Consider the following 23,542-nt stretch of genomic DNA (forward strand, 5'->3'; position numbering starts at 1 on the left):
CTTGCCGCGTCCGCTCATGAGGGGTTAACGTAGCCGCCGCACCCATGCCAGCGCCACTTTCGCGATGACCGACATCGCGCCCGCGCCTCGGCTCGGCGAGCTCGTGCGCGAGCTCCGGAACCGCGAGTTCCCGTGGACCGCCGAGACCATCTACCTGGCGGCCGCCTCGGTCGGTCCGCTGCCCGAGCGCGCGCGGCTCGCGATCGAGGCGTTCAACGCCAAGCGCACCGCGCCCCACCTGCTGCCGGACCGCGAGCTGAACGCGGTGGCCGCCGCGGCCCGCAGCGCGGCCGCGCAGCTGGTGCACGCCGAGCCCGAGGAGATCGCGCTCGTCCCGAACACGTCCACGGGCCTCCAGGCCGCGGCCGGCGCGCTTCCGCTCGGCGCCGGCGACGTCGTGCTGGTGAGCGATCGCGAGTTCCCGGCGAACGTGTATCCCTGGCTGGCCCGGCGCCGGAACGGCGTGATCGTGGAGCGGGTGCCCGTGACGCCGGAGGGATTCCCCGACGAGGACCGGCTGGTCGAGCGCGTGGCGGACCCGCGCGTCAAGGTGCTCGCGGTCTCCGCCGTGCAGTTCTCCAACGGGTACCGGGCCGACCTGGCCCGCCTGGGCGCCGCCTGCCGGGCGGGCGGAGCCTGGCTGGTGGTGGATGCCATCCAGGCGCTCGGCGCCGTGCCGGTGGACGTGCGCGCGGTACCGGTGGACCTGATGGCCTGCGGTGGGCAGAAGTGGCTGCTGGGGCCCTGGGGCTCGGGGTTCTGCTACGTGCGCCGCGACCTGGTGGGCCGGTTGGTGCCGCCGATGTCCGGATGGATGTCCTATCGGGGCATGGAGGACTATTCCAACCTGCTGAGCTACGACGAGCGCCTGGTGGACGACGCGCGGCGGTTCGAGGCGGCGGGACCCGCGACCCAGGACCAGCTGGGCCTGACGGCCTCCATCGGGCTGCTGCTCGAGCTGGGCGTGGAGGCGATCGCGGTCTATCTCCGCTGGCTGGGGGAGCCGGTGCTGGCATGGGCGGCCAGCCGCGGCGTCCGGATCAGCTCGCCGACCGACCCGCGCCACCGCTCCCAGATCGTGTGCCTGGCGCCTCCCGACGCCCGGGAGGCGCACCGCCGCCTGCGGCAGGCCGGGGTCGTCTCGTCGCTGCGCGAGGGCGCGATCCGGCTGGCCCCGCACTGCTACAACACGATCGAGGAGATGGAGAAGGTGGTGGAGGTGCTGGAGGGGATGATGCGGGAGCGATGAAGCGTGAGAGGTGAGGGGTGAGACGTGAGAGGTTCAGGTGAGCGGTGAGATCACTTCTCACCGTCACCGATCACCACGTCCGCGAACTTCAGCTTGCCGTACTTGACCACGTACGACCCCGCCTCCAGCACCCGGTTCGCGTCCTCGACCTTCGCGCCGTCGAGCTGTACGCCGCCCTGGGCCGCCATCCGGCGGGCCTCGCCGAGGGAAGCCGCGAAGCCGATGTCCTTGAGCACCTGGGCCAGCGATGCCGGACCGTGTGCGAAGTGCGGCCGCTCGGCCGGCGCCTGCTTGGCCTTGAACAGCCGGTCGAAGTGCGCCGCCGCCTGCACGGCCGCTGCGGCGCCGTGGAACTGCGTCACGACGTCGGCCGCGAGCCACCGCTTGGCGGCATACGGCTCCGCGCGGCAGCGCGCCAGCGCCGCGGCCAGATCGCCCGTCGAGCCCGCGGTGGAGACCAGGGTCGTCCACTCCTCGAGCAGCGTGTCCGGAATGGACATCGTCTTGCCGTACTGGCTCTCCGGCGGCTCGGTGATGCCGACGTAGTTGTCGTACGACTGGGACATCTTCCGCTCGCCGTCGGTGCCGCGCAGCAGCGGCATCACCAGGCACACCTGCGGCTCCAGGCCCAGGCGCTCCATTAGCGTGCGGCCGACCAGCAGGTTGAACTTCTGGTCGGTGCCGCCGAGCTCGACGTCGGCCTTGAGGGCCACGGAGTCGTAGCCCTGCAGCAGCGGATAGAGGAACTCCGCGAGCGTGATCGGAGCCTCGGCCGCGTAGCGCTTGGCGAAGTCGTCGCGCTCGAGCAGCCGCGCGACGGTGTAGTGGCCGGCCATCCGGGTCAGCGCGTCCCGGAGCGACATCGCGCCGTGCCATTCGCTGTTGCGACGCAGCGTCGTGCCGCGCGCATCGAGCATCTTGAGCGCCTGCTCGCGGTAGGTGGCGGCGTTCGCCTCGACCTCCGCCGCCGTGAGCGGCGGGCGGGTCTCGCTCCGACCGCTGGGGTCGCCGACCATCGCGGTGAAGTCACCCACCAGGAAGGTGACGCTGTGGCCGAGCTCCTGGAACGTGCGCAGCTTCCGGAGCGAGACCACGTAACCGAGATGCAGGTGGGGCCGGGTCGGGTCGAAGCCCTGCTTGACGTTCAGCGGGACGCCGGTCTTCGCGGAGCGCTCCAGCTTGCGCGCGAGGTCGTCCTCGGGGATGATCTCCACCGCGCCGCGGCGGATCGCGTCCATCTGCTCGTTCACGGGCGGAAAGACGGGCATGCGCTATCGTAGCCGCGGCACCCGCCCGCTGGCAAGCGCACCGCCGTCCCGGTAACTTCCGCAGCCCATGCTGGATACACGTTTCGGCAACCACCTCCGGCGGTGGTTCGCACCGGACCGGGCGCGCCGGACGGTCACCTACCTGCTGCTCGTCGTCGGCTTCCTGCTCGGGCTCGCCTACGGAAGTTGGACCCGCGTGTGCGCGGGCCGGGCGTGCCCCTCGATCGCCATCCTGGACGTGTACCGCCCGCAGATGGCGTCGAAGGTCTACGCGATGGACGACCGGCTGATCACCGAGCTCGGCTACGAGCGGCGGACCGTGATCCCCCTGCAGGAGATGCCCCCGTACCTGCGCGAGGCGTTCATCGCGGTCGAGGACAAGCACTTCTACCAGCACCACGGCATCGACTACTCGCGGATCCTCGGCGCGCTGAAGGCCGACATCCTGTCGCGCTCGTTCTCGCAGGGCTTCTCGACGATCACGATGCAGCTGGCGCGCAACGTCTTCCAGGACCGTCTCACGCGCGAGAAGACGCTGGTGCGCAAGCTCCGGGAGGTGCGCGTCGCGCTGGAGCTGGAGCGGACGTACTCCAAGGACCGCATCCTCGAGCTGTACCTGAACCAGATCAACCTGTACGGCGCCTACGGCGTGGAGTCGGCGGCCCAGCGCTATTTCGGCAAGTCGGCCCGCGACCTGAACGTGTCCGAGGCGGCGATCCTCGCCGCGCTGCCCAAGGGACCGGGGTTCTACAACCCGCGCCGCCACCCCGCACGCGCGATCCAGCGCCGCAACCTGGTGCTCGACCTGATGCGGGAGCAGGGCTACCTCACCCCCGCGCAGGCGGAGGAGGCCAAGGCCTACCCCCTCGCCCTGTCCGCGCGCGCGGACTACGGCGACGTCGCGCCCTACTTCGTCGAGTGGATCCGCGAGCAGCTCGACGCGCAGTTCGGGCGCGACCTGTACGAGAAGGGCTACCGCATCTACACCACCCTCGACCTCGACATGCAGCAGGCCGCCGAGCGGACGCTCGAGGGACAGCTCGAGGCGATCGAGGGGGGCGCCTACGGCCGGTTCCCCCACAAGACCTACGCGCAGTACCTCGAGAGCGACGCCGCCACCGCCGGCGCTGAGGAGCAGACCTCGACGCCCTACCTGCAGGGCGCGATGGTCGCGATGGACACGTCGGGCGCGGTGCGGGCGATGGTGGGCGGTCGCGACTTCGACGACTCGAAGTTCAACCGCGCCACCCAGGCGGAGCGGCAGCCCGGCTCGACCTTCAAGCTGTTCGTGTACTCGGCGGCGATCCGCTCGGGCCACTCGCCGGAGGAGCTGCTCCCCGACTCCGCCATCTCGCTGCCGATGTCGGACGGCACCATCTGGGAGCCGCACAATTTCGAGGAAGAGGACTTCAAGGGCCTCATCACGCTGCGGCGCGCCCTGGCGCTGTCCATCAACCTGGTCGCGATCCGCCTGGGCATGGAGCTCGGGGTGGACGCGGTGGTGGACGAGGCGCGCCGCTACGGCATCACCACGCAGGTCCCGGCGGTGCCGTCGATGTTCATCGGCTCGGCCAGCGTGATCCCGCTCGAGATGGTGTCGGCCTACACGGCGCCGGCCACCCTCGGCGTGCGGGCCGCGCCGTTCGCGGTGACCCGGGTCGAGGACGCGGACGGTAAGGTGCTGTGGCAGCAGCAGCCGCGCCGCGAGCGGGTGATGTCCACCGACGAGGCGTACGTCCTCAACGACATGCTGCGCGACGTGCTCCGCTACGGCACCGGGGCCGGCGCGGTGAGGCGGTCGGGAATCGACCTCCCGGTCGCCGGCAAGAGCGGCACGACCAACGACTACACCGACGTGTGGTTCATCGGCTACACCCACGAGCTGGTGGCCGGCTTCTGGATGGGGTTCGACAACCCGCAGACCATCAAGAGCAACGCGCAGGGCGGCCTGCTGGTCGCGCCCGCGTGGGCGAACTTCATGAAGGAGGTCTACGAGCGCCGGCCTCCCGCGGCGGACTGGGTGCGGCCCACGGGCATGGTGCAGCGCGAGATCGACGTGACCACCGGGAAGCTGGCGACGCCCTATTGCCCGCCGGCCGTGCGCCGCTGGGAGGTGTTCGCGCCCGACGCCGTGCCCACCGAGTTCTGCCCGCTCCACACCGGCCCCGGAGCCGCCCCGGCGGCGGCGGCGCCGCCGCCCGCCGATGGCGGCGTCAAGCCCCCGAAGCGTCCGGCGCACACCGGCGGCTGAGGTGCCGCCGATGCTGCGCGTGAGCGCGCGCTGGGTGGTGCCGGTGAGCGGCCCGCCCGTCGCGGACGGCGCCGTCCTGGTCGGCGCCGACGGCCGGATCGCGGCGGTGGGTCCGGACGCGGCGGTGCCGCGGCCGGACGGCGCGGCGCACCTGGCCCTCGGCGACGCGGCCCTCCTCCCCGGACTGGTGAACGCCCACAGCCACCTCGAGCTCACCGCGCTGCGGGGCCTGGTGCGCGGTCTCCCGTTTCCCGCCTGGCTGCAGACCGTGCGCGCCCTCAAGCGCGCGGTGGACGAGGAAGGTCTCCGCGCCTCGGCGCGCTGGGGCGTGCTCGAGGGCTTCGCCGCGGGCATCACCACGACGGGCGACACCGGCTCGGGGCGGCAGGTCGCGCCCGCCCTCGCCGAGCTGGGCGGCCGCGGCGTCGCCTACCACGAGGTGTACGGGCCGGACCCCGCGCAGTGCACGGAGGTGGTGGCGGACCTGGAAGGCGCGCTGGACGGCCTGGCGGCGTGCGAGTCGGACCGGGTGACCGTGGGCCTCGCCCCGCACGCGCCGTACACGGTCTCCGAGCCGCTGCTCGCTGCGATCGTGGCGGTGGCGACCGCCCGGCGCCTCAAGACCGCGATGCACGTCGCGGAGTCGGGCGAGGAACGGGCGCTGGTGGAGGAGGGACGCGGGCCGTTCGCCGACGACCTGCGCTCGCGCGGGATCCGGGTGCAGGCCCGCGGCTGCTCGACGGTGAGCTGGCTCGAGCGCGTCGGCCTGCTGGCCTGCCGGCCGCTGTTGATCCACTGCGTCACGGCGGGCTCGGACGACTTCCGGATCGCGCGCCGCTGGGGCGCGACCGCGGTGCACTGCCCGTGGTCCAACGCGGTGCTCGGCCACGGCCGGGCCGACCTGGCGGCGATGCGCGAGGCGGGTCTCGCCGTCGGCCTCGGCACCGACTCGGTGGCGGCCGGAGGACGGCTCGACCTGTTCGCCGAGGCGCGGTTCGCCGCGCTCGGCGCGGAGCTGTCGCCGCGGGAGATGTTGCGCCTGGTGACGGCCGACGGCGCGGCCGCGCTGGGGCTGGAGGGCGTGGGCACGCTGGAGCGCGGCGCTTGGGCCGACCTGGCGGCCGTGGGGCTCGCGGCGCCGGCGTTCGCGGCGGCCCGCGACCCCGAGGAGGCGGTGGCGTGGGGCGCCACCGCGGCCGACGTGGTCTTCGCGGCGGTCGCGGGCCGGGTGGTCTACGACCACGGCCGCTGGCCCGGTGTGGCGCTCGCGGCGGAGCGCGATGGCTACGCGCGCGCGGCGGCGGCCGCGGCCGTGTCGCGTCCACCCGTCCCGGGCGGTATGTTGGCCCGGTCCTGACGGCGAGGAGCGGATGAAAGCCCAGCGGCACGCGGTCATCCTGCGCCTGGTGCGCGAGCACTCCATCCGGAGCCAGGAGCGGCTGCGTGCACTGCTGACGCATGCCGGGTTCGACGTGACGCAGGCCACGCTCTCCCGCGACATCCACGAGCTGGGGCTGGTGAAGCAGCAGGATGCCGCCGGCACGCCGTGCTACGCCGCGCCGCCCGACGAGACCGTCCCCGCCCCCACCCTCGCCGGCTTCCTGCCCACGCTGCTGCTCCGCGCCGACGGGGTCGGCCCCCTGCTGGTGATCCGCACCCCGACCGGGGGCGCGGGCGCGCTGGCCGCGGCGCTCGACCGCGAGGCCTGGCCCGAGGTGCTCGGCACCCTGGCCGGCGACGACACCGTCCTGATCGTGACCCGCAGCCCCGCGGCCCGGCGCAAGCTGGCGCGGCGGCTCGCCGCCTACACCGCGCCCAGGCATTGAACCGGCCGCCGCGCGCCTGTATGTTTATGCGTCGTTCTGCATAAACAGCCATTTCCCCAGCGAGGGTCGCGGTCATGGCACAGCGCGTGGTGCTGGCGTACTCCGGCGGTCTCGACACGTCCGCCATCGTCCCCTGGTTGCGCGAGCGGTACGGCGCCACCGTCGTCTGCGTGGCGGTGGACGTCGGGCAGGGGGCGGGCGAGCTGCAGGGCATCGAGGAGAAGGCGCGCCGCTCCGGCGCCGAGTCGTGCGTGGTCGAGGACGTGCGCGACCGGTTCGTGCGGGAGTTCATCTGGCCCACCCTCAAGGCCGGGGCGATCTACGCCCGGACCTACCTGCTGGGGACGTCGATGGCGCGGCCGCTGATCGCGGAGCGGCAGGTGGCCGCCGCCCGGCGGCTGGGCGGCACGGCCCTCGCGCACGGCTGCACCGGCAAGGGCAACGACCAGGTGCGCTTCGAGCTGACCTACGCCGCGTTCGCGCCCGATCTTCCGGTCATCGCCCCGTGGCGGGAATGGCAGTTCCGGGGCCGCGAGGACCTGCTGGCCTACCTGAAGGAGAAGCACGTCCCCACGACGGCGAGCGCGGAGAAGCCGTTCAGCCGGGACCGCAACCTGTGGCACATCTCGCACGAGGGCGGCGCGCTCGAGGATCCGTGGACCGAGCCGCCGGCCGACATGTTCGTGCTCACCCGCTCGCCGCAGGACGCGCCCGACATTCCGGCGGTGGTGACCGTCGGCTTCGAGGCGGGCGAGCCGGTGTCGCTGGACGGCGAGCCGATGGCCCCGGTCGCGCTGCTCGAGACGCTGAACGCGCTCGCCGCCGAGCACGGCGTCGGCCGCGCCGACGTGGTGGAGGACCGGCTGGTGGGGATGAAGTCGCGCGGGGTGTACGAGACCCCCGGTGGGACGGTGCTGTTCCAGGCGCACCGCGAGTTGGAGCAGCTGGTGCTGGACCGCCGCAGCCTGGCGCTGGCCGACGATCTCGGGCGGCGGTATGCTGATCTGGTGTACGACGGCCGCTGGTGGACGCCCGAGCGCGAGGCGCTCGACGCCGTGGTGGGCTCGCTGCAGCGGTACGTCACGGGGAGCGTGCGCATGAAGCTGTACAAGGGCGGCCTGCAGGTCGTCGGCCGCTCCTCGCCGATGTCGCTCTACCACGAGGGCCTGGCGACCTTCGGCGCGGACGACGTCTACCGGCAGAGCGACGCCGAGGGGTTCATCCGGCTGTACGGCCTGGCGGTCCGGACCGCGGCCGAGCGCGGGCGGCGGCTGGGTGCGCGTCACGCGGAGGCCGCCGACTGAGCCCGAGGCCCGTTCGCGCGCTCGTCGTCGGCGCGTCGGGCTTCCTGGGCTCGCGCCTCCTGGCGCTTGCCCCCCGCGACGTGGAGCTGGCCGGCACCGGTGGACGCCGGCCGGTGCGGCCCGGCAACTGGAAGGAGCTGCACCTCGACCTCGCCGCGCCCTCGGCCGCGCGGGCCCTCGTGGAGCAGGAACGCCCCTCCACCGTCTTCTTCTGCGCCTACGACAAGAGCAACCCCGCCGTCACCGTGGACGCGGCCGTCGCCACCGCCCGGGCCGCGCTCGCCGGCGGCGCGCGGTACGTCCTGTTCTCGACCGACATGGTGTTCGACGGCCGGACCGGCGGCTACTCCGAGCAGAGCGTGGCCACGCCGATCGAGTCCTACGGCGCGATGAAGGCGGAAGCCGAGGCGCTGGTGCGCGCCGAGCATCCGAACGCGCTGGTGATCCGCACGTCGCTGCTCGTCGGCGAGAGCGGGATCATGCTGCGCCCCGCCTACGAGTGCGAGAGCCTGATGCGGGGCCGCCCCGTGAGCCTGTACCGCGACGAGTGGCGCTGCCCCACGCACGTGGACGACGTCGCCCGCGCCGCGTGGGAGCTGGCCGCCATGGAGGTGGCCGGCGTCTATCACGTGGCGGGCCCGGAGCGCCTGTCGCGCCTGGAGCTGGGCCGCGTCGTATGCGACCTGTTTCACTTCGATCCCGCGCTGATCCGCGAGGCCGACCGGCCGCCGTCGCGACCGCGGGACACCTCGCTCGACTGCCGCCGCGCGATGACGCTGCTCGGCTGGGCCCCACGGTCCCTGTCCGAGCTGGCCCGCGTCCCCGTCGCCGCCCGTGCCTGATTCGTCCCACGTCATGTGGGGCGGTCGCTTCGCGGGAGCGATGGATCCGCGGCTCGACCGCCTCAACCGCAGCCTGCCCGTGGACCGCCGGCTGTGGCGCGAGGACCTGGCCACCAACCGGGCGTGGGTGTGCGCGCTCGAGCGCTGCGGCGTGCTCGGCGCGGCCGACCGGGAGACGCTGCTGGGCGGCCTGGCGAAGGTCGAGGCGGCGCTCGCCGGCGGCGCCGCCGACGCCGCGCCGGACGAGGACATCCACTCGCTGATCGAGCGGCTGCTCGGCGAGGCCGTGGGCCCCCTGGCGGGGAAGCTGCACACGGGCCGCTCCCGCAACGACCAGATGGCCACGGACCTCCGGCTGTGGACGGTGGGCGCCCTCGCGCGCCTGGACGCCGCCCTGGCCGGGCTCGGCCGCGCGCTGATCGGGCAGGCGGAGCGCGGCATCGACGTGCTGATGCCGGCCTACACGCATACCCAGCGCGCGCAGCCGGTGCGGCTGGCGCACTGGGCGTTGTCGCACGTGTGGCCGCTGGCGCGCGACCGCGGCCGCATCCGGGAGGCGGGGCGGCGCACCGCGGTGCTCCCGCTCGGGTCCGGCGCCATCGCGGGGTCCGGCTTCGCCGTGGACCGGCACCGGCTCGCGGCGGACCTGGGCTTCGCCGAGGTGAGCGCGAACTCGATGGACGCGGTCGGAGACCGGGACTTCGCGGTGGAGACGGTGTTCGCGGCGACGCTGTCCGGCACGCACCTGTCGCGGCTCGCCGAGGACCTGGTGCTGTTCTCGTCGGCCGAATTCGGCTTCGTGCGGCTCGCCGAAGCGTTCACGACCGGCAGCAGCCTGATGCCGCAGAAGCGGAATCCCGATTCGCTCGAGCTGGTGCGGGGGGCCGCCGGCCAGCTCCTGGGCCGGCTGGTCGGCCTCCTGGCCACGCTGAAGGCGATGCCGACCGGCTACCAGAAGGACCTCCAGGAGAACAACGCCGGGCTGTTCGACGCCCTTGACCTGGCGGAGCAGGCGGCCGGGCTGCTGGCCGGGGTGGTCGAGACCATGGTGCCGGACGCCGCGCGGATGGCGGCGGCGCTGGAGCCGGCGGTGCTCGCGACGGACCTGGCCGACCTCCTGGTGCAGTCGGGCATGGCGTTCCGCGAGGCGCACGCGCTGGTGGGCGCCCTGGTGCGCCGGGCCGAGGAGCTCGGCGTTCCGCTCGACCGCGTGGGAGCGGCCGAGGCGGCGCGCCTGGGCCCGGCGCTGCCGGCAGCGCTCGCCGCGTTGGGCGGGCCGGAAGCGGCGGTGGAGCGGCGCGCGCTTCCCGGAGGCACCGGCCGGAGCGCCGTGGCCGCCCAGCTCGCCGCCGCCCGGGAGGCTTTTCCCGCCTAGCGGCGCCGCCCCGGCGCGGCCCGGGCGCTTGCCGCCGGGCCGCCGGCGCGCTAGAATCAAGCACGGGTGCCGGGTAGGGCACCCTTGGGACGTGGCGAAGACATCCGTAGCACCCACAGACATCCCGTCCCGTTCGCCGTGAGCGAGGCGGGTTTTCTTGTGTCCGTGGGTGTGCGGCTGAGCCTCGGAGGGTGTTCCGGGTGCGATGCCTCGCGTTGAATGCGTCGTTCGAGCCGCTCACCATGGTTCCGGTGCGGCGGGCGTTGAGACTCGTCATCGACGGCAAGGCTGAGATCGTCGAGTCCGACGCCGGCCGCCTGGCGCGCTCGGCGCATCTCGCCATTCCGCGGCCGGCGGTGATCCGGCTCGTCAAGTTCGTCCACGTGCCCCGGCGGTTCCGCCGGCAGGTGACCAACACCTTCCTGTTCGCCCGCGACGGCTATCGCTGCCAGTTCTGCGCGCGGACCACGGCGCAGCTGCGGCCGCGCGAATGCCTCACCCGCGACCACCTGGTGCCCCTCTCCCGCGGTGGCACCAACGCCTGGGCGAACGTCGTGACGGCCTGCTCGAGCTGCAACGCCCGCAAGGGCAGCCACCTGCCCGAGGAGCTGGGCATGCACCCGCTCCGGCCGCCGGTCGAACCGCACTTCGTGCATCTCGCGTGGGCGGTGCGCCGCCTCACGCCGACGCAGGCCAAGTACATCCGCCTCTTCTACGGGGCCGAAGTCCTCGCGGAGCTGGCCGTCCTGTAGCCTCGCCGCCTCGCCGCCGACCGATCCCGAAAACGAAGGTGCCCGACTCGGAAGTCGGGCACCGCACGGCTGGCCGCAGTCAATTGCTGACTTAGCCCTTGCGTGCGGCGCCCGATGCTTCCGACGGTGGGGTGATGACGGTGCTCGGGCCCTTCTCGGGATGGACCGACAGGGACGGGGCCGGGAATGCGAGCACCGGGCAGGAACATGCAGCGATCACGCGCTCGAACGCGTGACCGGACAATTCGGGACCGGCGACGAGCAGCGACGCGTCCGACGGAACGGACTCGTCGGGGCCGAACGCCGCGACGCGCAGCGGCACGGGGATGAGCGCCCGCGCCAGTGACTCGAGCGCGGCGCTGCTGCGGCCCTTCGAGAGCAGAACCGGCTGCTCGAACAGGCGTCGCGCCGCGGGGTCGAACGGCCCCGGGAGCACGAGCAGCGGCACGTGCGACTCCTCGAGCAGCAGCCGCAGGGTCGAGCCGATGGTGCGCTCGTTCGAGGCCAGGGAGCAGCGCACGCCGACGACCAGCACCTGGCAGGTCCGGAGCTCGGCGAGCGACGTGAGCCAGCGCACCCGGTCGCCGCGCTTGAGGGCGATGTCCGCTTCCACCTCGCGCGCCGACAGCTGAACCGCGAGGCGGTCGAGCCTCGGACGGAGAGCGTCCAGCTCCTTCACGCAGTCCTCGCCGACCGCTTCGATGGCGTGGAACAGCGTGGCCCGGCGCACGCCGGCGCTCACCAGGTCGGGCAGCCATCCGGCCACGCGATCCGCGAAGGGCGCGGCGTCCACGGCGATCAGCAGCGACTCGATCACGCCTCCCAGCGTTGCGCATCGCGTACCACGGGAGCCAATCGCCGCCGGATTCGTAACTCGTTGACGCACAGGTCGTTACGACGAGGCCCCGGCGATCCTCCGCCGGGGCCTCGGAAACCCATGAGACAACTTTACCGCGCCGGACGGGCGCAGGCGTATCTAGCCCGTCTCAATCCTCGTCGGCTCGGGCTCGTCCCCCAAGTCGTCCGGCTCCCCCTCCTCGGGCTCGCCGCGGTAGCGCTTCAGCTTCCGGTACAGGGTGCGACGGTCGATGCCCAGGACCTCGGCGGCGCGCCCCTGGTGCCCGTTCACCTCCTCGAGCACGGCGAGGATGTACTCGCGCTCGAGGTGGTCGAGATTCCAGCGCTCCGTCCGCGCCGTCTTCAGGGTGTCGTGCTCGCGCCTGCGGTACAGGCCCTCCGCGGGGTCGAAGGGGATGGTCTTCGCGCCCGCGTGCATGATCACCGACCGCTCGATGAAGTTCTCGAGCTCCCGCACGTTGCCGGGCCACTCGTACTCCATCAGCCGCTGCATCGTGGTGGGCGGGATCGTGGGGGGCGTGACGCCGTGCTCGGTGGCGGCGCGGCGGAGAAAGTACGCCGCCAGCAGCGGGATGTCGTCGCGCCGCTCGGCCAGGGACGGCACCCGGATCGGGAAGACGCTGAGCCGGTAGTACAGGTCCTCGCGGAACCGGGTCGCGCGCACCTCTTCGCCCAGGTCGAGGTTGGTCGCGGCGATGAGCCGGATGTCGATCGGCACCGGCTCCCGTCCGCCGACCCGCATGATGCTCCGCTCCTGCAGCGCCCGGAGCAGCTTGACCTGGATGTTCGCGGACACGGTGCCGATCTCGTCGAGGAACAGCGTGCCGCCGCTCGATTCCTCCATCAGGCCGCGCTTGTTCGCGATCGCGCCGGTGAAGGCACCCTTCATGTGCCCGAACAGCTCCGATTCCAGCAGCGTCTCGGGGATGGCCGAGCAGTTGACGGCGACGAACGGGCGCTCGGCCCGGCCGCTCATGAAGTGGATGGAGCGGGCCACCAGCTCCTTGCCGGTGCCCGTGTCGCCCGTGATGAGCACGGTGGCCCGGCTCGGCGCGACCCGCGCGATCAGGTCGCGGACCCGCTCGATCGCCGAGCTGCGGCCCACCATCTCGACGCCGGGGCCCTCCTCCTTCACGTGGCGGCGCAGCCTGGCCACCTCGCGCCGCAGCTCCGTCTCCTCGTGCGCCCGCCGGAGCGTGAGCAGCAGCTCCTCGGTGCGGAACGGCTTGCTCACGTAGTCGAAGGCGCCGCGCTTCATCGCTTCGACCGCCGTGTCCACGGAGCCGAAGGCCGTCATCACGATGAACGGCACGTCGGTCTGGAGGGTCGGGCCGACGGACAGCACGTCCATCCCCTGCACGCCGGGGAGGTTCAGGTCGAGCAACACCGCGTCGAACAGCTGCTTGTCGAGCTCGGCCAGCGCGGCCTCCCCCGTGGGGGCTCCCACCACGTCGTACCCCGCCTCCCCGATGATCTTGGTGAGGAGGCCGAGAACCACCGCGTCGTCCTCGACCACGAGGACGCGCCGCCGCGCCGGTGCCTGCTCGACGACCTCCGGCTCAGTCATGCGTCACCGCTGCGGGAATCCGGATGGTGAAGGTCGCCCCTTGGCCGACCTGGGAGGCGACGTCGATCGTCCCCCGGTGCGCCTTGACGATCTGCGCCGCCAGCGCGAGGCCGAGGCCCGTGCCGCCGGAGCGCGAGAAGAAGGGCGTGAAGATGTGCGGCAGGTCCGCCTCGGCGATGCCGGGGCCGTTGTCGGCGACGAGGATCTCGACGGTGTCGCCGCCGTCCGCGAGGGTCGAGACCCGGAGCGTGCCCCCCGACTCGGCCATGGCCCGCTGCGCGTTGAGGAACAGGTTGATCAGCACCTGCTGGAGCTGGGCCTCGTCCGCGTGGATCGCGCGGAGGTCCTTCGCCAGGTCCAGCTCCAGCCGGATGCGGTGCCGGCCGAGCTGCGGCTGCACCAGGCTGGTGGCCTGCTCCACCACCTCGTTGACGCTCGTCGGCATGAACACCAGGCCCGCGGGCTTGGCGAGGTTCACCAGCCGGCGCGCCAGCTTGGCGATGCGGTCGGTCTGCGACAGCAGCACCTGCATCTCCTCGCCGCCGCCGCAGAAGTTGCAGCGGGACTGGAGCATGTGGTCCACCGCGACCGAGATGGCCGTCAGCGGCGCCCCGATCTCGTGCGCGACGCCCGCGGCGACCTGGCCCGCCGTCGCCAGCCGCTCCGCCGTCAGCAGCTGCCGCTCGATGCGCTTGCGATCGGAGATGTCGCGCAGAATCGCCGAATAGCCGATCAGGTTGCCGGAATCGTCGTGGACGGCCGTGCGGGTGATGCTCACCTCGATGATGCGGCCGTCCTTCGTCTTGCGCCGGGTCTCGTAGTCGCGGATCGATCCGTGGGCGATCGTGGTCCGGCGCATCCAGTCGATTTCCCCGCGCGCCAGCTCCTCCTCCGGCAGCAGCACCGCGAACGGCTGGCCCGCCAGCTCCTGGGCCGTCCAGCCGAACATCCTCTCCGCCCCCCGGTTGGCCGAGAGGATGAGGTCGTCCGGGCTGACACAGACGATGGCATCCGCGGCCATGTCCACGATGGCGGCGATGAGAGCGGGATCCGGCTGGGTCGCGGTGTGAGTCATCCTGTCCCGAAAGCTGGTCAGTTTGCGGCAGTCTCGCAATAATGGTGTCTCAGAAGCTCCCGTTTGAGACTCGCGCCCGGGGCAGCTGTCGCGCTCAGGACTCAGCCACCAGCGCTCGGGAATCGTCCTCACTCGGCTGGAGCTGACGAGGCACTTCCGCGTCCAGGGGGCGTCCAGGGGATGGAAGGGAATGGGCGCTTCGCCGAGCGGCATGGAAGGTGCCCTTCTCGAACGATCGTTCAGGTGCTACTTTGGCTTGGCGTCGTCCCGACGCCATTTCACTGCCTGGCCATGACCACGCCACGCATCGGCGCCGGGATGGGCAGGCCGGACGTGAACCGCTGCAGCCGGAGGTGCTCATGGTGGGCAGGATCCTGGTTCTATCCGCGGTAGTGGGGTTGGCGGCCGCCGGGTCGCTGGCGGCGCAGCAGCCCGCCGACGGCGCGGGGACGTACGCGAAGATGTGCGCATCGTGCCACGGGCCGCAGGGCACGCCGAGCGCCGCGATGGCGCGCGCCATGGCGGGGTTGCCGGACTTCGCCGCCGCGGCGATGGCATCGGTGCCTGACAGCACGCTGCGAGGCGTCATCATGAACGGCAAGGGCCGGATGATGGCGGCGTACAAGAGCCGGCTGACGCCGGAGCAGATCACGGCGGTGCTGGCCTACCTTCGCACGCTCGCCAAGCACTAGCGGCCGCGCCCGCGGCCGGTGGCGGAGGGACCATGACCGTGGAACGCCTGGCGTTCGCGCTGGCGCTGTGCGTTTCCGCCGGCGTGGGGGTGGGGTTCGCCCAGCAGCCGAGCGGTGCGGGCGGTCCCACCGATCGCCGTGCGGCGAATCAGTGCGTCGCGTGTCACGGCGGTCTGAGCGACGCCACGGGTGCCGGGCACGGGTTCGCGGCGTGGCGGCAGTCGCCGCACGCGGCGGCCGGGGTGGGATGCGAGGCGTGCCACGGTGGGGATCCGACGGCGCGCGACCGGCTGGCGGCGCACCGCGGGGTGGTCGTGTCCACCGACCCGGAGAGTCGGCTGTACTTCGTGCGCGTCCCCGACACCTGCGGCCGCTGCCACGCCTCCGAGGTCGGCTACTTCCGCACCAGCCTCCACTACGCGCGGCTCCGTGCCGACGGGCGTGGCCCGAACTGCGTGACCTGCCACGGTGCCATGGCCACCTCGGTGCTCACGCCGGAGCGCCTGCTCGGGACCTGCTCGGCCTGCCACATGGCGGGCGGCCTGGCGCCGCCGGACAAGGCGCGGGAGGCGGCACAGGTGCTCGCCCTGGCGCGGGTCGAGAACGTCCTGTTCGACGTCGTGGCGGCGCAGGCGGCGGCGCAGCGCGCGGCGCGGGGGGCGAGCCGGGCGCGCATCATGCTCGATGAAGCGGAGCGCCATCTGACGGCGGCGGCTGAGATCTGGCACAGCTTCCGGCTCGACTCGGCCTCGGCGCGGCTTGGCGACGCCCGCGAGAACCTGGTGGCGGCCTGGGTCGCTCTCGGCCACGCGGCACCGCTCGAGGCCCGGCAGGGCCGCGCCGGCGGCGAGCGGTGAAGGAGCCGGACCGGGTTCCCAGGCTGGCACTGGCCGGCGGTCTGACGCTGGCCGTGTTGCTGGCCTTCACGCTGCACCTGCCGCAGCGGCTGCTGTCGGTCGCGGGGCGTGGCGCGGCGCACCGCCTCGACGGCCGGGCCGCCCCCGGGGAGTACCGATTCCGGTGGTCCGACGACGCCAGCAAGCTGGTCTTCCAGTGGAGCATCGTCGGCGACCGCCTGATCGGCGCGGTGACGTCCCCCGACACCGGCTGGGTGGCGGTCGGATTCGGGGGCGAAGGGCCGCTGATGTACGGCGCGGACATCGTGATCGGCTTCGTGGACGCGCACGGCGCGCACCTGGAGGATCACTTCGCGAACACGCCTACGAGCCACGTCGCGGACGTCACGCTGGGCGGTCGGGACGACATCCTGGGCGGCGCCGGTCTCAAGACCGCTTCGGGAACGACGATCGAGTTCGAGCGGCCGCTGGCGGCACGCGACAGCACCGACCGCCCGATCGTCGCGGGCCAGATGAAGGTCATCGTGGCCTCCTCCGAGTCGCCGGACCCGATGGCGTATCACGTCGAGGGCCACAAGGCGGTCGCGCTGCTCGACCTGTTCAACGGGCCGCCCGCGGTTGCGGGGGCCGGCGCGCCGCTGCCGGACCACCTCACCGACGTCCAGATCACGCTCGCGGCGTGGATGGCGATCCTGCTCATCATCGGGCTGCACGGGGTGGCGTCGACGTATGCGGAGGGACGGGCCCATCCGTCCGGTGGCGGGGCGGACGAGCGGACGGCGGTGGCGGTCACGCTGATGGTGGTGCTGTTGCTGGTGGAGCTGGCGGCCCTTGGGTCCTTCGCCGTGGGCGTCGTGGTGGCGTGGCCGGTGTGGTTCCTCGGCGCGTCACTGGCGGTCGGCATGCTCGCCCTGGCCGGGATCGTGGTGCTGTACAGCCGGGCGTTCGTGCACTGGGAGACGAGGCGCGCGGAGCGCGACGACGGGATCCCGTGGTGAGGGCGCGCCGGCGCGGGGCAGCGTCGCCGGGCGCGGAGGGGGAGGCGCGTGGATCGTAGGCGCTTTGCCGAGCGGTCGCTGGTGGCCGCCATCGTGGCGGCGGTCGCCTCGGTGATTCCGGGCGTCCTGACGCTGCGCGGGCGCTCGCACTCGGCGGCGACCAAGGGCATCGAGGCCGGGGACCGTCTGGTGTTCGCGCTCGGGCAGAACGCGGGCCAGGCCATCACGGACGGGAGCTTCAGCCAGAACGAGGCCGTGCTCGCGTACCCCGACGGGAAGTCCGACAACCACGAGAATCTGGTGCTGGTGTGCAAGCTGGACCCCGCGGCGCTCAAGCCGCCGCTGGACCTCGCCGGCGCCGCGCACGGGGTCGTCGCGTACAGCGCGATCTGCACGCACCTCGGCTGCACGGTGCGGTTCTCCGAGGAACCGATGGACCAGGCGCCGTTCCCGCACATCCACTGCCCGTGCCACGGCGCGATGTTCGATCCGCAGCGCGGAGGCATCGTCCTCGGCGGGCCGCCGCCGCGCCCGCTGCCCCAGCTCCCGATCAGGCTGAACGACAAGGGCGAGGTGCTGGTGGCCGGTCCGTTCGTCGCGCCCGTCGGCGTGAAGGCCTAGGGAGCGGCGCGCCCCGTGACCATCCCCCGCTGGTTCGAGGAGCGCCTCGCGCTCGAGCGGTTCAAGGCGAAGTACCTGGGCAAGCCGTTCCCGGTCCACTCCACCTTCTTCCTCGGCGAGATTGCGCTGTTCTGCTTCGTGGTGCTGGTCGGCACCGGCTTGTACCTGGCTCTGTTCTACGAGCCGTCGGCGGCGCTGGTGGCGGCCGACGGGGGCCGGCTCCCGGCCGCGTACGCGAGCACGCTGGCCATCGACGCCCAGCCGTTCTCCGCCCTGATGCGGCGGATCCACCACTGGGCGGCGCACCTGATGATCGCCGCCATGCTGCTGCACCTCGTGCGCGTCTACTTCACCGCCGCGTACAAGCGGCCCCGCGAGGCGAACTGGGTGCTGGGGCTGGGGCTGCTCGGCATGACCGTCGCGGCGTCGTTCGCCGGCTACCTGCTGCCGTACGACCAGTTCTCGGTCACGGCGACGGCGATCGGATACGGCATTGCGCGGTCGGTGCCGTGGATCGGGCCGACGCTGGCCGACTACGTGTTCGCCGGCCGGTTCCCGTCGCCGGAGACGGTGCCGCGGTTCTTCGCCTACCATGTGGTGCTGGCGCCGCTCGCCCTGAGCGCGCTGGTGGGGCTGCACCTCCTCATCGTGCTGAAGCAGAAGCACACCGAGCTCGGCGCCGCCGGCCGCCCCGATCCCGTCGAGGGGAAGTGGATCCGGGGCATTCCGCTGTGGCCCGAGCAGACCGCGCTGATGGGCGTGCTGTTCCTCGTGATCGTCGCCGTCGCGGCGGCGCTGGCGGCGTTCCTGCCCGTGCACCCCTCCGCGTTCTTCGGGCCGCCGCAGCCGGCGACGCCCGACGTCAAGCCGGACTGGTACCTGCTGTGGATCTACGGTGCGCTGCGGCTGATCCCTGGCACGCTGAGCTTCCGCATCCTGGGGGCGACGATCGGGCCGGAGGCGATCGGCGCCATGCTGGTGCCCGGGATCATCGGCCTGATCGTCGTCCTCGTGCCGTGGATCGACCGCACGCCGTCGTCGCTCTACTACGCCGAGGCGCCGACGGCGGGCCCGCGCCGCCTCGCGCTGGGGCTGGCGGTGGTGGTGTTGTTGCTGGCGCTCTCGCTCGCCGGTTTCGGGACGGAGCTGGGCCTCGGGGTGCCGGTGCTGTGGGGCATCACCGTGGCGGCGCCCGTCGCGACGGCGGTCGGCGCGAGCGCCCTGGCGCGGCGGCGGGCGGAAAAGGCAATGCAGGGAGCAGGGGTGCGGTAAGCAGGGCAGTTGCCAGACGGCAAGTTGCCAGTGGTTCCAAGCGGCAAGTCAGAAGGGGTCAGCCCAGATGCCAGTACTGACAACTGGGCTGGCCCCTCATGACTTGCGTCTGGCAACCACTGGCAACTTGCCGTCTGGCAACTGCCCCGCACCCTGCGCCTCCGTCTACTGGGCCGGTATCCCGGTCGTATGGCAGATCAGGCACATCGCCCGGTTCTTGCTCGCGACCGACGGGTTGAAGCCGGCGCCGTGCGGGTCGATGTGCTGGCCGCTCGTGGCCGAGTGGCAGCGGAGGCAGAAGTCCTGCGCGTGGCAGCTGGCGCAGGTCTCGATCGCGCGGCGCGCGACGCCGCCGTGCCCGAACAGCCACCCCGGCTGCTTGTCGTGATAGCCCGCGCTGACGGGCGTGGTGGCGCTGGAGCGCCCGAGCGCCTGGTGGCAGTCGTGGCAGAACACCTGGGTCTGGTGGCAGGCCGCACACTCGGCCTCCGCCGCATAGGCCTGGGTCGCGTGCCGCAGCACGAAGTTCGGGCCGTGGAACGCGGGCGCCTTCGCCGCGGCATGGCAGGTCGTGCAGTACGACGGCCGGTGGCAGGTCGCGCAGCTGGCCGTTCCGCCCGCGGCCATCTCCCGGTGGTGCAGCAGCTGGTCGGGCAGGTGGTCGGCCGGCTTGAGACCGGCCAGGTTGACGCCGAAGGCGCCGCCCGCCGCGCGGCGGGGCAGGGCGGCGATCGCCGGCACGCGCTCCTGCACGCGGTGGCAGCCGATGCACGACTCCTGGGCGTGGCAGTTGGCGCATTCGACGACGCCGGCGCGCGCGACGACGCCGTGGCGTCGCGTCCAGTCGCTGGCTTCGTGCGACGGCGGCCGCGGGTAGGCGAACGTGAGCGTCCGCACCAGCTCGGCCTCCCGGTCGTCGGCCGGGAGGTCGCGGATCGCCTGCACCGCACGCGCATTGACGTGGCAGGCGGCGCAGAACTGCTGCGCGTGGCACACCGCGCAGGTCGGGCCCGCCGCCGCGGTCTGGTGGTGCAGGATCCAGCTCGAGTCGTGCGACGGCGGCTTGGGAAAGGCGCGGATCGTCTCGACGCTCAGCGCCGCGGCGTCGTGCAGCGTGGCGTGGCACGGCTGGCACGACTCCTGGGCGAGGTGGCTCGGCGCGCCCTGGCCGTGGCAGGAAACGCACCGCGCCGGGTTCGCGCGGCCGACCTCCATGTACGGCAGGGAGTCGGCGCTGGCGTGGCACTTCTGGCAGTTGGCGCCCCCGCTGTCCATCGCCTCGAACATCGCGACGTGGGGGACGTGGTCGAACGTCAGGTTGGTGGCCCGTCGCTGGGGCGGCGTCCAGCTCACCGGGCGTGCGAGGTCGCCGTTGTGGCAGCCGGCGCACAGCTGCGGCGACGGCCAGACGTCGGCGGTGTCGCCGGTCGCGATGCCCGCGTGGCACGCGGCGCAGGTGGTGAACAGCCGGGCGTGGCGGGCGTGCGGGAACGTGTCGGTGGCGAAGCGGGCGGCGGCCGCGGGCCGCGGCCGGACGCTGCGGGGAGCCCACGCGCCGGCCAGCAGCGCCGACAACGCGAGCAGGGCGGAGGCGGCGCGCGCGATCACTGGTAGCTCCCGACGCGATCGGCGTCGGCCCCGATGGTCCAGTCGAAGGTGACCGAGGCGCGGGTCTGGTTCCAGTCGAGCCCGGTTGAGCCCGTCTGACGCCGCTGGAAGTAGCGCATCAGGTCCACCTTGAGCCCGACGCGACGGTCCAGTGCCGTCCCGAAGTCCGCGCCGAGCCCGTAGACGGTGCCCCCGGCGACCCGGAACATGTCGGTCTGCTGGAACGCGGTGGTCTGGACGCCGGCGTGCCATCCGCCGCCGGGAGACCAGGCGGCCCGGAGGTCCCCTCCGCTCTGGTCGCCGCCGAAGCCCAGCTCGAGGTGGTAGTCCCCGTCGATCGTGTAGGCGCCCCGCCGCACGTGCACGCCGGCCGTGGCCTCCTTCTGGTCGTTGCCGACGTCCACCAGGAACGGCGAGCCGCTGCTCAGCGGCTGCCAGCGCCGGTAGGTGAAGGCGCCGGACAGCGACACGTCGCGCGCGGCCGCCACGTTGACGGTCGCCGACACGCCGTAGTGCGACTCGGGCGAGAACACGCCCCAGATGGTCGAGAGATCCAGCGTCGGCCGGTACTGGAACGCCTCGAGCTGGACCGAGTTGCCGTTCCCGAGCAGCACCGTCGCGCTGATGCGCGCCTTGCCCCATTGCTGCCGCGCCACGTCGGCGTCGGCCGATCCCGCCAGCACCACCCGGGAGCCCACCCCCAGGCGGCCGTCGAACGCTGCGCGCTCGGACACCAGCCCGCTGCGGTCGGACAGCAGCTCGCGCTGGTAGATGGCCGAGAAGCTCGAGCGCGGCGAGGGCGCCGCCCACAGCGACGCACCGAGCAGGATGGTGCCGTGATCTTGCTGCAGCGGGTCGAGCGAGGTGATGGCCGAGCTGTTGGGCGCGTCGAGCGACGCGCGCGCCAGGCCGCGACCTCCGTAGCCCTCGATCCGCAGCGCCGCGAGGGGCCTCCAGCTGGCCGTCAGGCCGTCGAAGGCGTACCACCCGAGCCCGGACGCGCGCTGCTGCCGGCCGCCGCGCAACAGGTAGTGCGGCCGCTCCAGCTCGAGGTAGGCGTACATGGTCTGGAAGTGCTCGTCGGACTCGGGCCAGATCAGGCCGGAGCCGAGAGCGGCGCGGCCCCGCACGAGCGCGTACGCCCGCAGGCCCTCGATGCCCAGACCCCACGCCGAGACCTCGAGGTCCTGGGTGAACGGCGCCGCGTAGGTGGCCGGCAGCGACACGAAGGCGCCCGTATCGTTGTTGGCCGCCGAATCGAACGCGATCGGCCGCAGTTGCACGTACTGGGTCGTGGTCGTGCCGTGTACGCGGATGTCCTGGCCGCGGAGCGCGGGGGCGCGGGCCGCGGCGAGCGCGAGCAGGACGGGGGCGATCCGTAGGAGCGGGTAGCGCATCGTCAGCTCCGGGCCGTGACCTTGTGGCATTGTTCGCACGCCTGTCCCGGGACGTGACGTGCCTGCGACGTGTGGCACGCCAGGCACATCTCGCGGGTGGCCGGCAGGTTGGCCGCACGGGCGCCGTGACAGGCGGCGCTCGCGCAGTTGGGGTGGTCGGCGGCCTTGTGGTCGGCGAGGGCGTTGGCGCCGGCGTGGCACGCCACGCAGTTCGCCGCGGGCCGGTGGTGGGCGACGTGGCACGACGCGCAATCGGCGCCATCCGGGGCGCGGGAGACCGGATCGGTATGACACTGCACGCAGGCGATGCCGCCGTGGCGCTGGTGCTCGAACGGCAGCCGCCGGGTCACCGTCCCGCGCTTGGCCGCGATCTCGAAGGTCCGCAGCGGCTGCAGCACCGCCCGGCCCAGCGCCGCCACGTCGTGGCACGTCGCGCACTGCACGCGCTCCGGGCCGCTGTGATGGCACCGCTGGCAGTCCGCGGCCGAGTGGACCAGCAGCTCCCCGTGGCGCACGCGGCTCGAATGACAGCTCGAACACGCCTGCCCGCGGTGGTCGCCGTGCGAAAAGCGCGGCACGGGGCCCGCACTCACCGCGGGTTGCTGCGCTCCCCGGAGCTGCGCCTCCGGCTCCCACACCGTCCCGGTCGAGGCGAAGTCCGCGACCGCGGTGGGCACGTCCAGCCTGCTGCGGGGCGCCCAGCTCACCCGTCGCCCGCGGGTCGGTGCCTCACGGGGGATGTTCGCGTGGCACCTCGTGCAGTTCTCTCCCTCCACCCGCCAGCTGTGCGGCTGATGGCAGGTCGTGCAGCGGTCGGGGTGCGGCACGCCCACGTGGAAGCTGACCCGCTGCCAGCCGGCATGGCAGCCGGCGCTGGTGCAGCTCACGTCCTGCGGCTTGGTCTGGGTGTGCGGGTTGTGGCAGTCGCCGCAGACGCCGTTGTGCGGGTCGCGCCCGACGTCCATCCGCTGCAACCGCTGCTGCATCGCGTGGCACGACAGGCACTGGGCCGCCGCGGGCGTCAGCGGCTTGCCGAGCGAGTCCACCGCGAAGGTGCGCGCCTCCGCGAGGAAGTTGTGGCACGTGGTGCAGTGCAGCTCGCTCAGCTCCCCCATCTTCCCCAGGTGGATCGCGTTGTGGTCGTGGCAGCCCGACCGGCCGCAGGTCTGGTCCACCGAGGCGAACTCGTGCAGGGAGACCCCGTGGCACTCCACGCATCGCATGCCCTTGAGCCTCGGGTCCTTCGACTCGAGGTGGATGCGGTGCCCGGCCGTGGCGGCGATGATCTTCCACTTGGTGGAGTCGCCGGTGACGTGGCACCTGGCGCAGACCTCGTTGGGCACGCGCGCGTGGCGGCCGATGCTGGTCGGGTTTGCGACGGCGGTCAGCCACAGCTGATGCAGCTGCTCCGGAATCCTGCCCTCGTGGCAATTGTGACACTCGAGCTTCGCATGAGCGCTCCGGCTGAAGCGCTGGAACGGATCGACCATCAGGTGGCACGACGTGCAGAACCGGTTGTCGTGCTGCATGTAGTGCCACTGGCGGTAGCCGGCAACCGACGTTCCGGCCACCACCAGCGTGACGCCGGCCGCAAGACCGATCCGCCACGCCGGCGTCAGCCGCCGCCACGCCTTCAGGACCCACTCGTAGTATCGCGTCATCCCTGCCCGGGCACTCTCCCGAAGTTCCCGCACGGCAAGCGGGCCGGCCCCTGGTGCTGGACCGACCCG

The 23,542-nt window shown here is 72.8% G+C and carries 20 protein-coding genes; 13 read left to right on the forward strand and 7 right to left on the reverse strand.

Annotated elements, in window-relative coordinates:
* Window positions 1-64 precede the first annotated feature (64 nt).
* Entirely contained in the window at window positions 65-1,249 is a 1,185-nt protein-coding gene (locus VMF70_13190) for an aminotransferase class V-fold PLP-dependent enzyme (protein ID HTT68973.1), read from the forward strand.
* A gap of 50 nt (window positions 1,250-1,299) precedes the next feature.
* On the opposite strand, the gene tyrS is transcribed toward VMF70_13190, so the two are convergent.
* Window positions 1,300-2,517, reverse strand: coding sequence for a tyrosine--tRNA ligase (gene tyrS, locus VMF70_13195; protein ID HTT68974.1), 1,218 nt, complete (start codon window positions 2,515-2,517; stop codon window positions 1,300-1,302).
* Between the two features lie 67 nt (window positions 2,518-2,584).
* On the opposite strand from tyrS, the gene VMF70_13200 reads away from it, so the two are divergent.
* From VMF70_13200 to VMF70_13230, 7 genes are all read left to right on the forward strand, one after another.
* Window positions 2,585-4,768 carry a PBP1A family penicillin-binding protein gene (locus tag VMF70_13200; GenBank protein HTT68975.1) on the forward strand — a complete coding sequence of 728 codons (2,184 nt, stop codon included), beginning with the start codon at window positions 2,585-2,587 and terminating at the stop codon, window positions 4,766-4,768.
* A 10-nt stretch (window positions 4,769-4,778) separates the two neighbouring features.
* Window positions 4,779-6,125 (forward strand): amidohydrolase family protein, encoded by a 1,347-nt coding sequence (locus VMF70_13205; GenBank protein ID HTT68976.1) that lies wholly within the window; start codon window positions 4,779-4,781, stop codon window positions 6,123-6,125.
* Window positions 6,126-6,138: 13 nt separating this feature from the next.
* Window positions 6,139-6,594 carry a hypothetical protein gene (locus tag VMF70_13210; protein HTT68977.1) on the forward strand — a complete coding sequence of 152 codons (456 nt, stop codon included), beginning with the start codon at window positions 6,139-6,141 and terminating at the stop codon, window positions 6,592-6,594.
* A 74-nt stretch (window positions 6,595-6,668) separates the two neighbouring features.
* Window positions 6,669-7,898 (forward strand): argininosuccinate synthase, encoded by a 1,230-nt coding sequence (locus VMF70_13215; GenBank protein HTT68978.1) that lies wholly within the window; start codon window positions 6,669-6,671, stop codon window positions 7,896-7,898.
* Window positions 7,895-8,740, forward strand: coding sequence for a sugar nucleotide-binding protein (locus VMF70_13220; GenBank protein ID HTT68979.1), 846 nt, complete (start codon window positions 7,895-7,897; stop codon window positions 8,738-8,740). The genes VMF70_13215 and VMF70_13220 overlap by 4 nt, the downstream gene beginning before the upstream one ends.
* Complete coding sequence (argH, locus tag VMF70_13225) at window positions 8,733-10,115, forward strand: argininosuccinate lyase (protein ID HTT68980.1); 1,383 nt, start codon at window positions 8,733-8,735, stop codon at window positions 10,113-10,115. The genes VMF70_13220 and argH overlap by 8 nt, the downstream gene beginning before the upstream one ends.
* A gap of 200 nt (window positions 10,116-10,315) precedes the next feature.
* Window positions 10,316-10,867, forward strand: a complete 552-nt coding sequence (locus VMF70_13230; protein HTT68981.1) for an HNH endonuclease — start codon at window positions 10,316-10,318, stop codon at window positions 10,865-10,867.
* 91 nt (window positions 10,868-10,958) lie between these two features.
* Here the strand turns inward: VMF70_13230 and VMF70_13235 are convergent, their stop codons facing one another.
* From VMF70_13235 to VMF70_13245, 3 genes are all read right to left on the reverse strand, one after another.
* The gene (locus VMF70_13235; protein HTT68982.1) at window positions 10,959-11,684 is read right to left on the reverse strand and encodes a universal stress protein; all 726 of its coding nucleotides are present in this window, start codon (window positions 11,682-11,684) and stop codon (window positions 10,959-10,961) included.
* 159 nt (window positions 11,685-11,843) lie between these two features.
* Window positions 11,844-13,292, reverse strand: coding sequence for a sigma-54 dependent transcriptional regulator (locus VMF70_13240; protein ID HTT68983.1), 1,449 nt, complete (start codon window positions 13,290-13,292; stop codon window positions 11,844-11,846).
* Window positions 13,285-14,367 carry an ATP-binding protein gene (locus VMF70_13245; protein ID HTT68984.1) on the reverse strand — a complete coding sequence of 361 codons (1,083 nt, stop codon included), beginning with the start codon at window positions 14,365-14,367 and terminating at the stop codon, window positions 13,285-13,287. The genes VMF70_13240 and VMF70_13245 overlap by 8 nt, the downstream gene beginning before the upstream one ends.
* Window positions 14,368-14,726: 359 nt before the next feature.
* Between VMF70_13245 and VMF70_13250 the strand changes: the two genes are divergently transcribed.
* Genes VMF70_13250 through VMF70_13270 form a run of 5 tightly spaced genes read left to right on the forward strand, consistent with a single transcriptional unit; the run spans window position 14,727 to window position 18,807 of the window.
* Entirely contained in the window at window positions 14,727-15,059 is a 333-nt protein-coding gene (locus VMF70_13250; GenBank protein ID HTT68985.1) for a cytochrome c, read from the forward strand.
* A 32-nt stretch (window positions 15,060-15,091) separates the two neighbouring features.
* Window positions 15,092-15,916, forward strand: coding sequence for a multiheme c-type cytochrome (locus VMF70_13255; GenBank protein HTT68986.1), 825 nt, complete (start codon window positions 15,092-15,094; stop codon window positions 15,914-15,916).
* Entirely contained in the window at window positions 15,913-16,914 is a 1,002-nt protein-coding gene (locus VMF70_13260; protein HTT68987.1) for a DOMON domain-containing protein, read from the forward strand. Before VMF70_13255 ends, VMF70_13260 begins: the two co-directional genes overlap by 4 nt.
* A 48-nt stretch (window positions 16,915-16,962) precedes the next feature.
* Entirely contained in the window at window positions 16,963-17,535 is a 573-nt protein-coding gene (locus VMF70_13265) for a Rieske 2Fe-2S domain-containing protein (protein ID HTT68988.1), read from the forward strand.
* Window positions 17,536-17,550: 15 nt separating this feature from the next.
* Window positions 17,551-18,807: a cytochrome bc complex cytochrome b subunit gene (locus tag VMF70_13270; protein ID HTT68989.1), complete on the forward strand. Its 1,257-nt coding sequence runs from the start codon at window positions 17,551-17,553 to the stop codon at window positions 18,805-18,807.
* Window positions 18,808-18,972: 165 nt separating this feature from the next.
* Here VMF70_13270 and VMF70_13275 read toward each other — a convergent pair whose 3' ends face one another.
* From VMF70_13275 to VMF70_13285, 3 genes are read right to left on the reverse strand one after another with little or no spacing between them, the layout of a single operon-like run.
* The gene (locus VMF70_13275; protein HTT68990.1) at window positions 18,973-20,415 is read right to left on the reverse strand and encodes a hypothetical protein; all 1,443 of its coding nucleotides are present in this window, start codon (window positions 20,413-20,415) and stop codon (window positions 18,973-18,975) included.
* Entirely contained in the window at window positions 20,412-21,812 is a 1,401-nt protein-coding gene (locus tag VMF70_13280) for a hypothetical protein (protein HTT68991.1), read from the reverse strand. The genes VMF70_13275 and VMF70_13280 overlap by 4 nt, the downstream gene beginning before the upstream one ends.
* Window positions 21,813-21,814: 2 nt before the next feature.
* Window positions 21,815-23,473 carry a hypothetical protein gene (locus VMF70_13285; protein HTT68992.1) on the reverse strand — a complete coding sequence of 553 codons (1,659 nt, stop codon included), beginning with the start codon at window positions 23,471-23,473 and terminating at the stop codon, window positions 21,815-21,817.
* Window positions 23,474-23,542: the final 69 nt, after the last annotated feature.

The sequence above is a fragment of the Gemmatimonadales bacterium genome, assembly GCA_035502185.1.
Taxonomy (GTDB): domain Bacteria; phylum Gemmatimonadota; class Gemmatimonadetes; order Gemmatimonadales; family JACORV01; genus Fen-1245.

Excerpts from the sequence above, each read along its gene's own strand:
- VMF70_13190 (HTT68973.1), top strand. The coding sequence starts at position 65 with ATGACCGACATCGCGCCCGCGCCTCGGCTCGGCGAGCTCGTGCGCGAG.
- tyrS (HTT68974.1), bottom strand. The coding sequence starts at position 2,517 with ATGCCCGTCTTTCCGCCCGTGAACGAGCAGATGGACGCGATCCGCCGC.
- VMF70_13200 (HTT68975.1), top strand. The coding sequence starts at position 2,585 with ATGCTGGATACACGTTTCGGCAACCACCTCCGGCGGTGGTTCGCACCG.
- VMF70_13205 (HTT68976.1), top strand. The coding sequence starts at position 4,779 with ATGCTGCGCGTGAGCGCGCGCTGGGTGGTGCCGGTGAGCGGCCCGCCC.
- VMF70_13210 (HTT68977.1), top strand. The coding sequence starts at position 6,139 with ATGAAAGCCCAGCGGCACGCGGTCATCCTGCGCCTGGTGCGCGAGCAC.
- VMF70_13215 (HTT68978.1), top strand. The coding sequence starts at position 6,669 with ATGGCACAGCGCGTGGTGCTGGCGTACTCCGGCGGTCTCGACACGTCC.
- VMF70_13240 (HTT68983.1), bottom strand. The coding sequence starts at position 13,292 with ATGACTGAGCCGGAGGTCGTCGAGCAGGCACCGGCGCGGCGGCGCGTC.
- VMF70_13245 (HTT68984.1), bottom strand. The coding sequence starts at position 14,367 with ATGACTCACACCGCGACCCAGCCGGATCCCGCTCTCATCGCCGCCATC.
- VMF70_13250 (HTT68985.1), top strand. The coding sequence starts at position 14,727 with ATGGTGGGCAGGATCCTGGTTCTATCCGCGGTAGTGGGGTTGGCGGCC.
- VMF70_13255 (HTT68986.1), top strand. The coding sequence starts at position 15,092 with ATGACCGTGGAACGCCTGGCGTTCGCGCTGGCGCTGTGCGTTTCCGCC.
- VMF70_13280 (HTT68991.1), bottom strand. The coding sequence starts at position 21,812 with ATGCGCTACCCGCTCCTACGGATCGCCCCCGTCCTGCTCGCGCTCGCC.
- VMF70_13285 (HTT68992.1), bottom strand. The coding sequence starts at position 23,473 with ATGACGCGATACTACGAGTGGGTCCTGAAGGCGTGGCGGCGGCTGACG.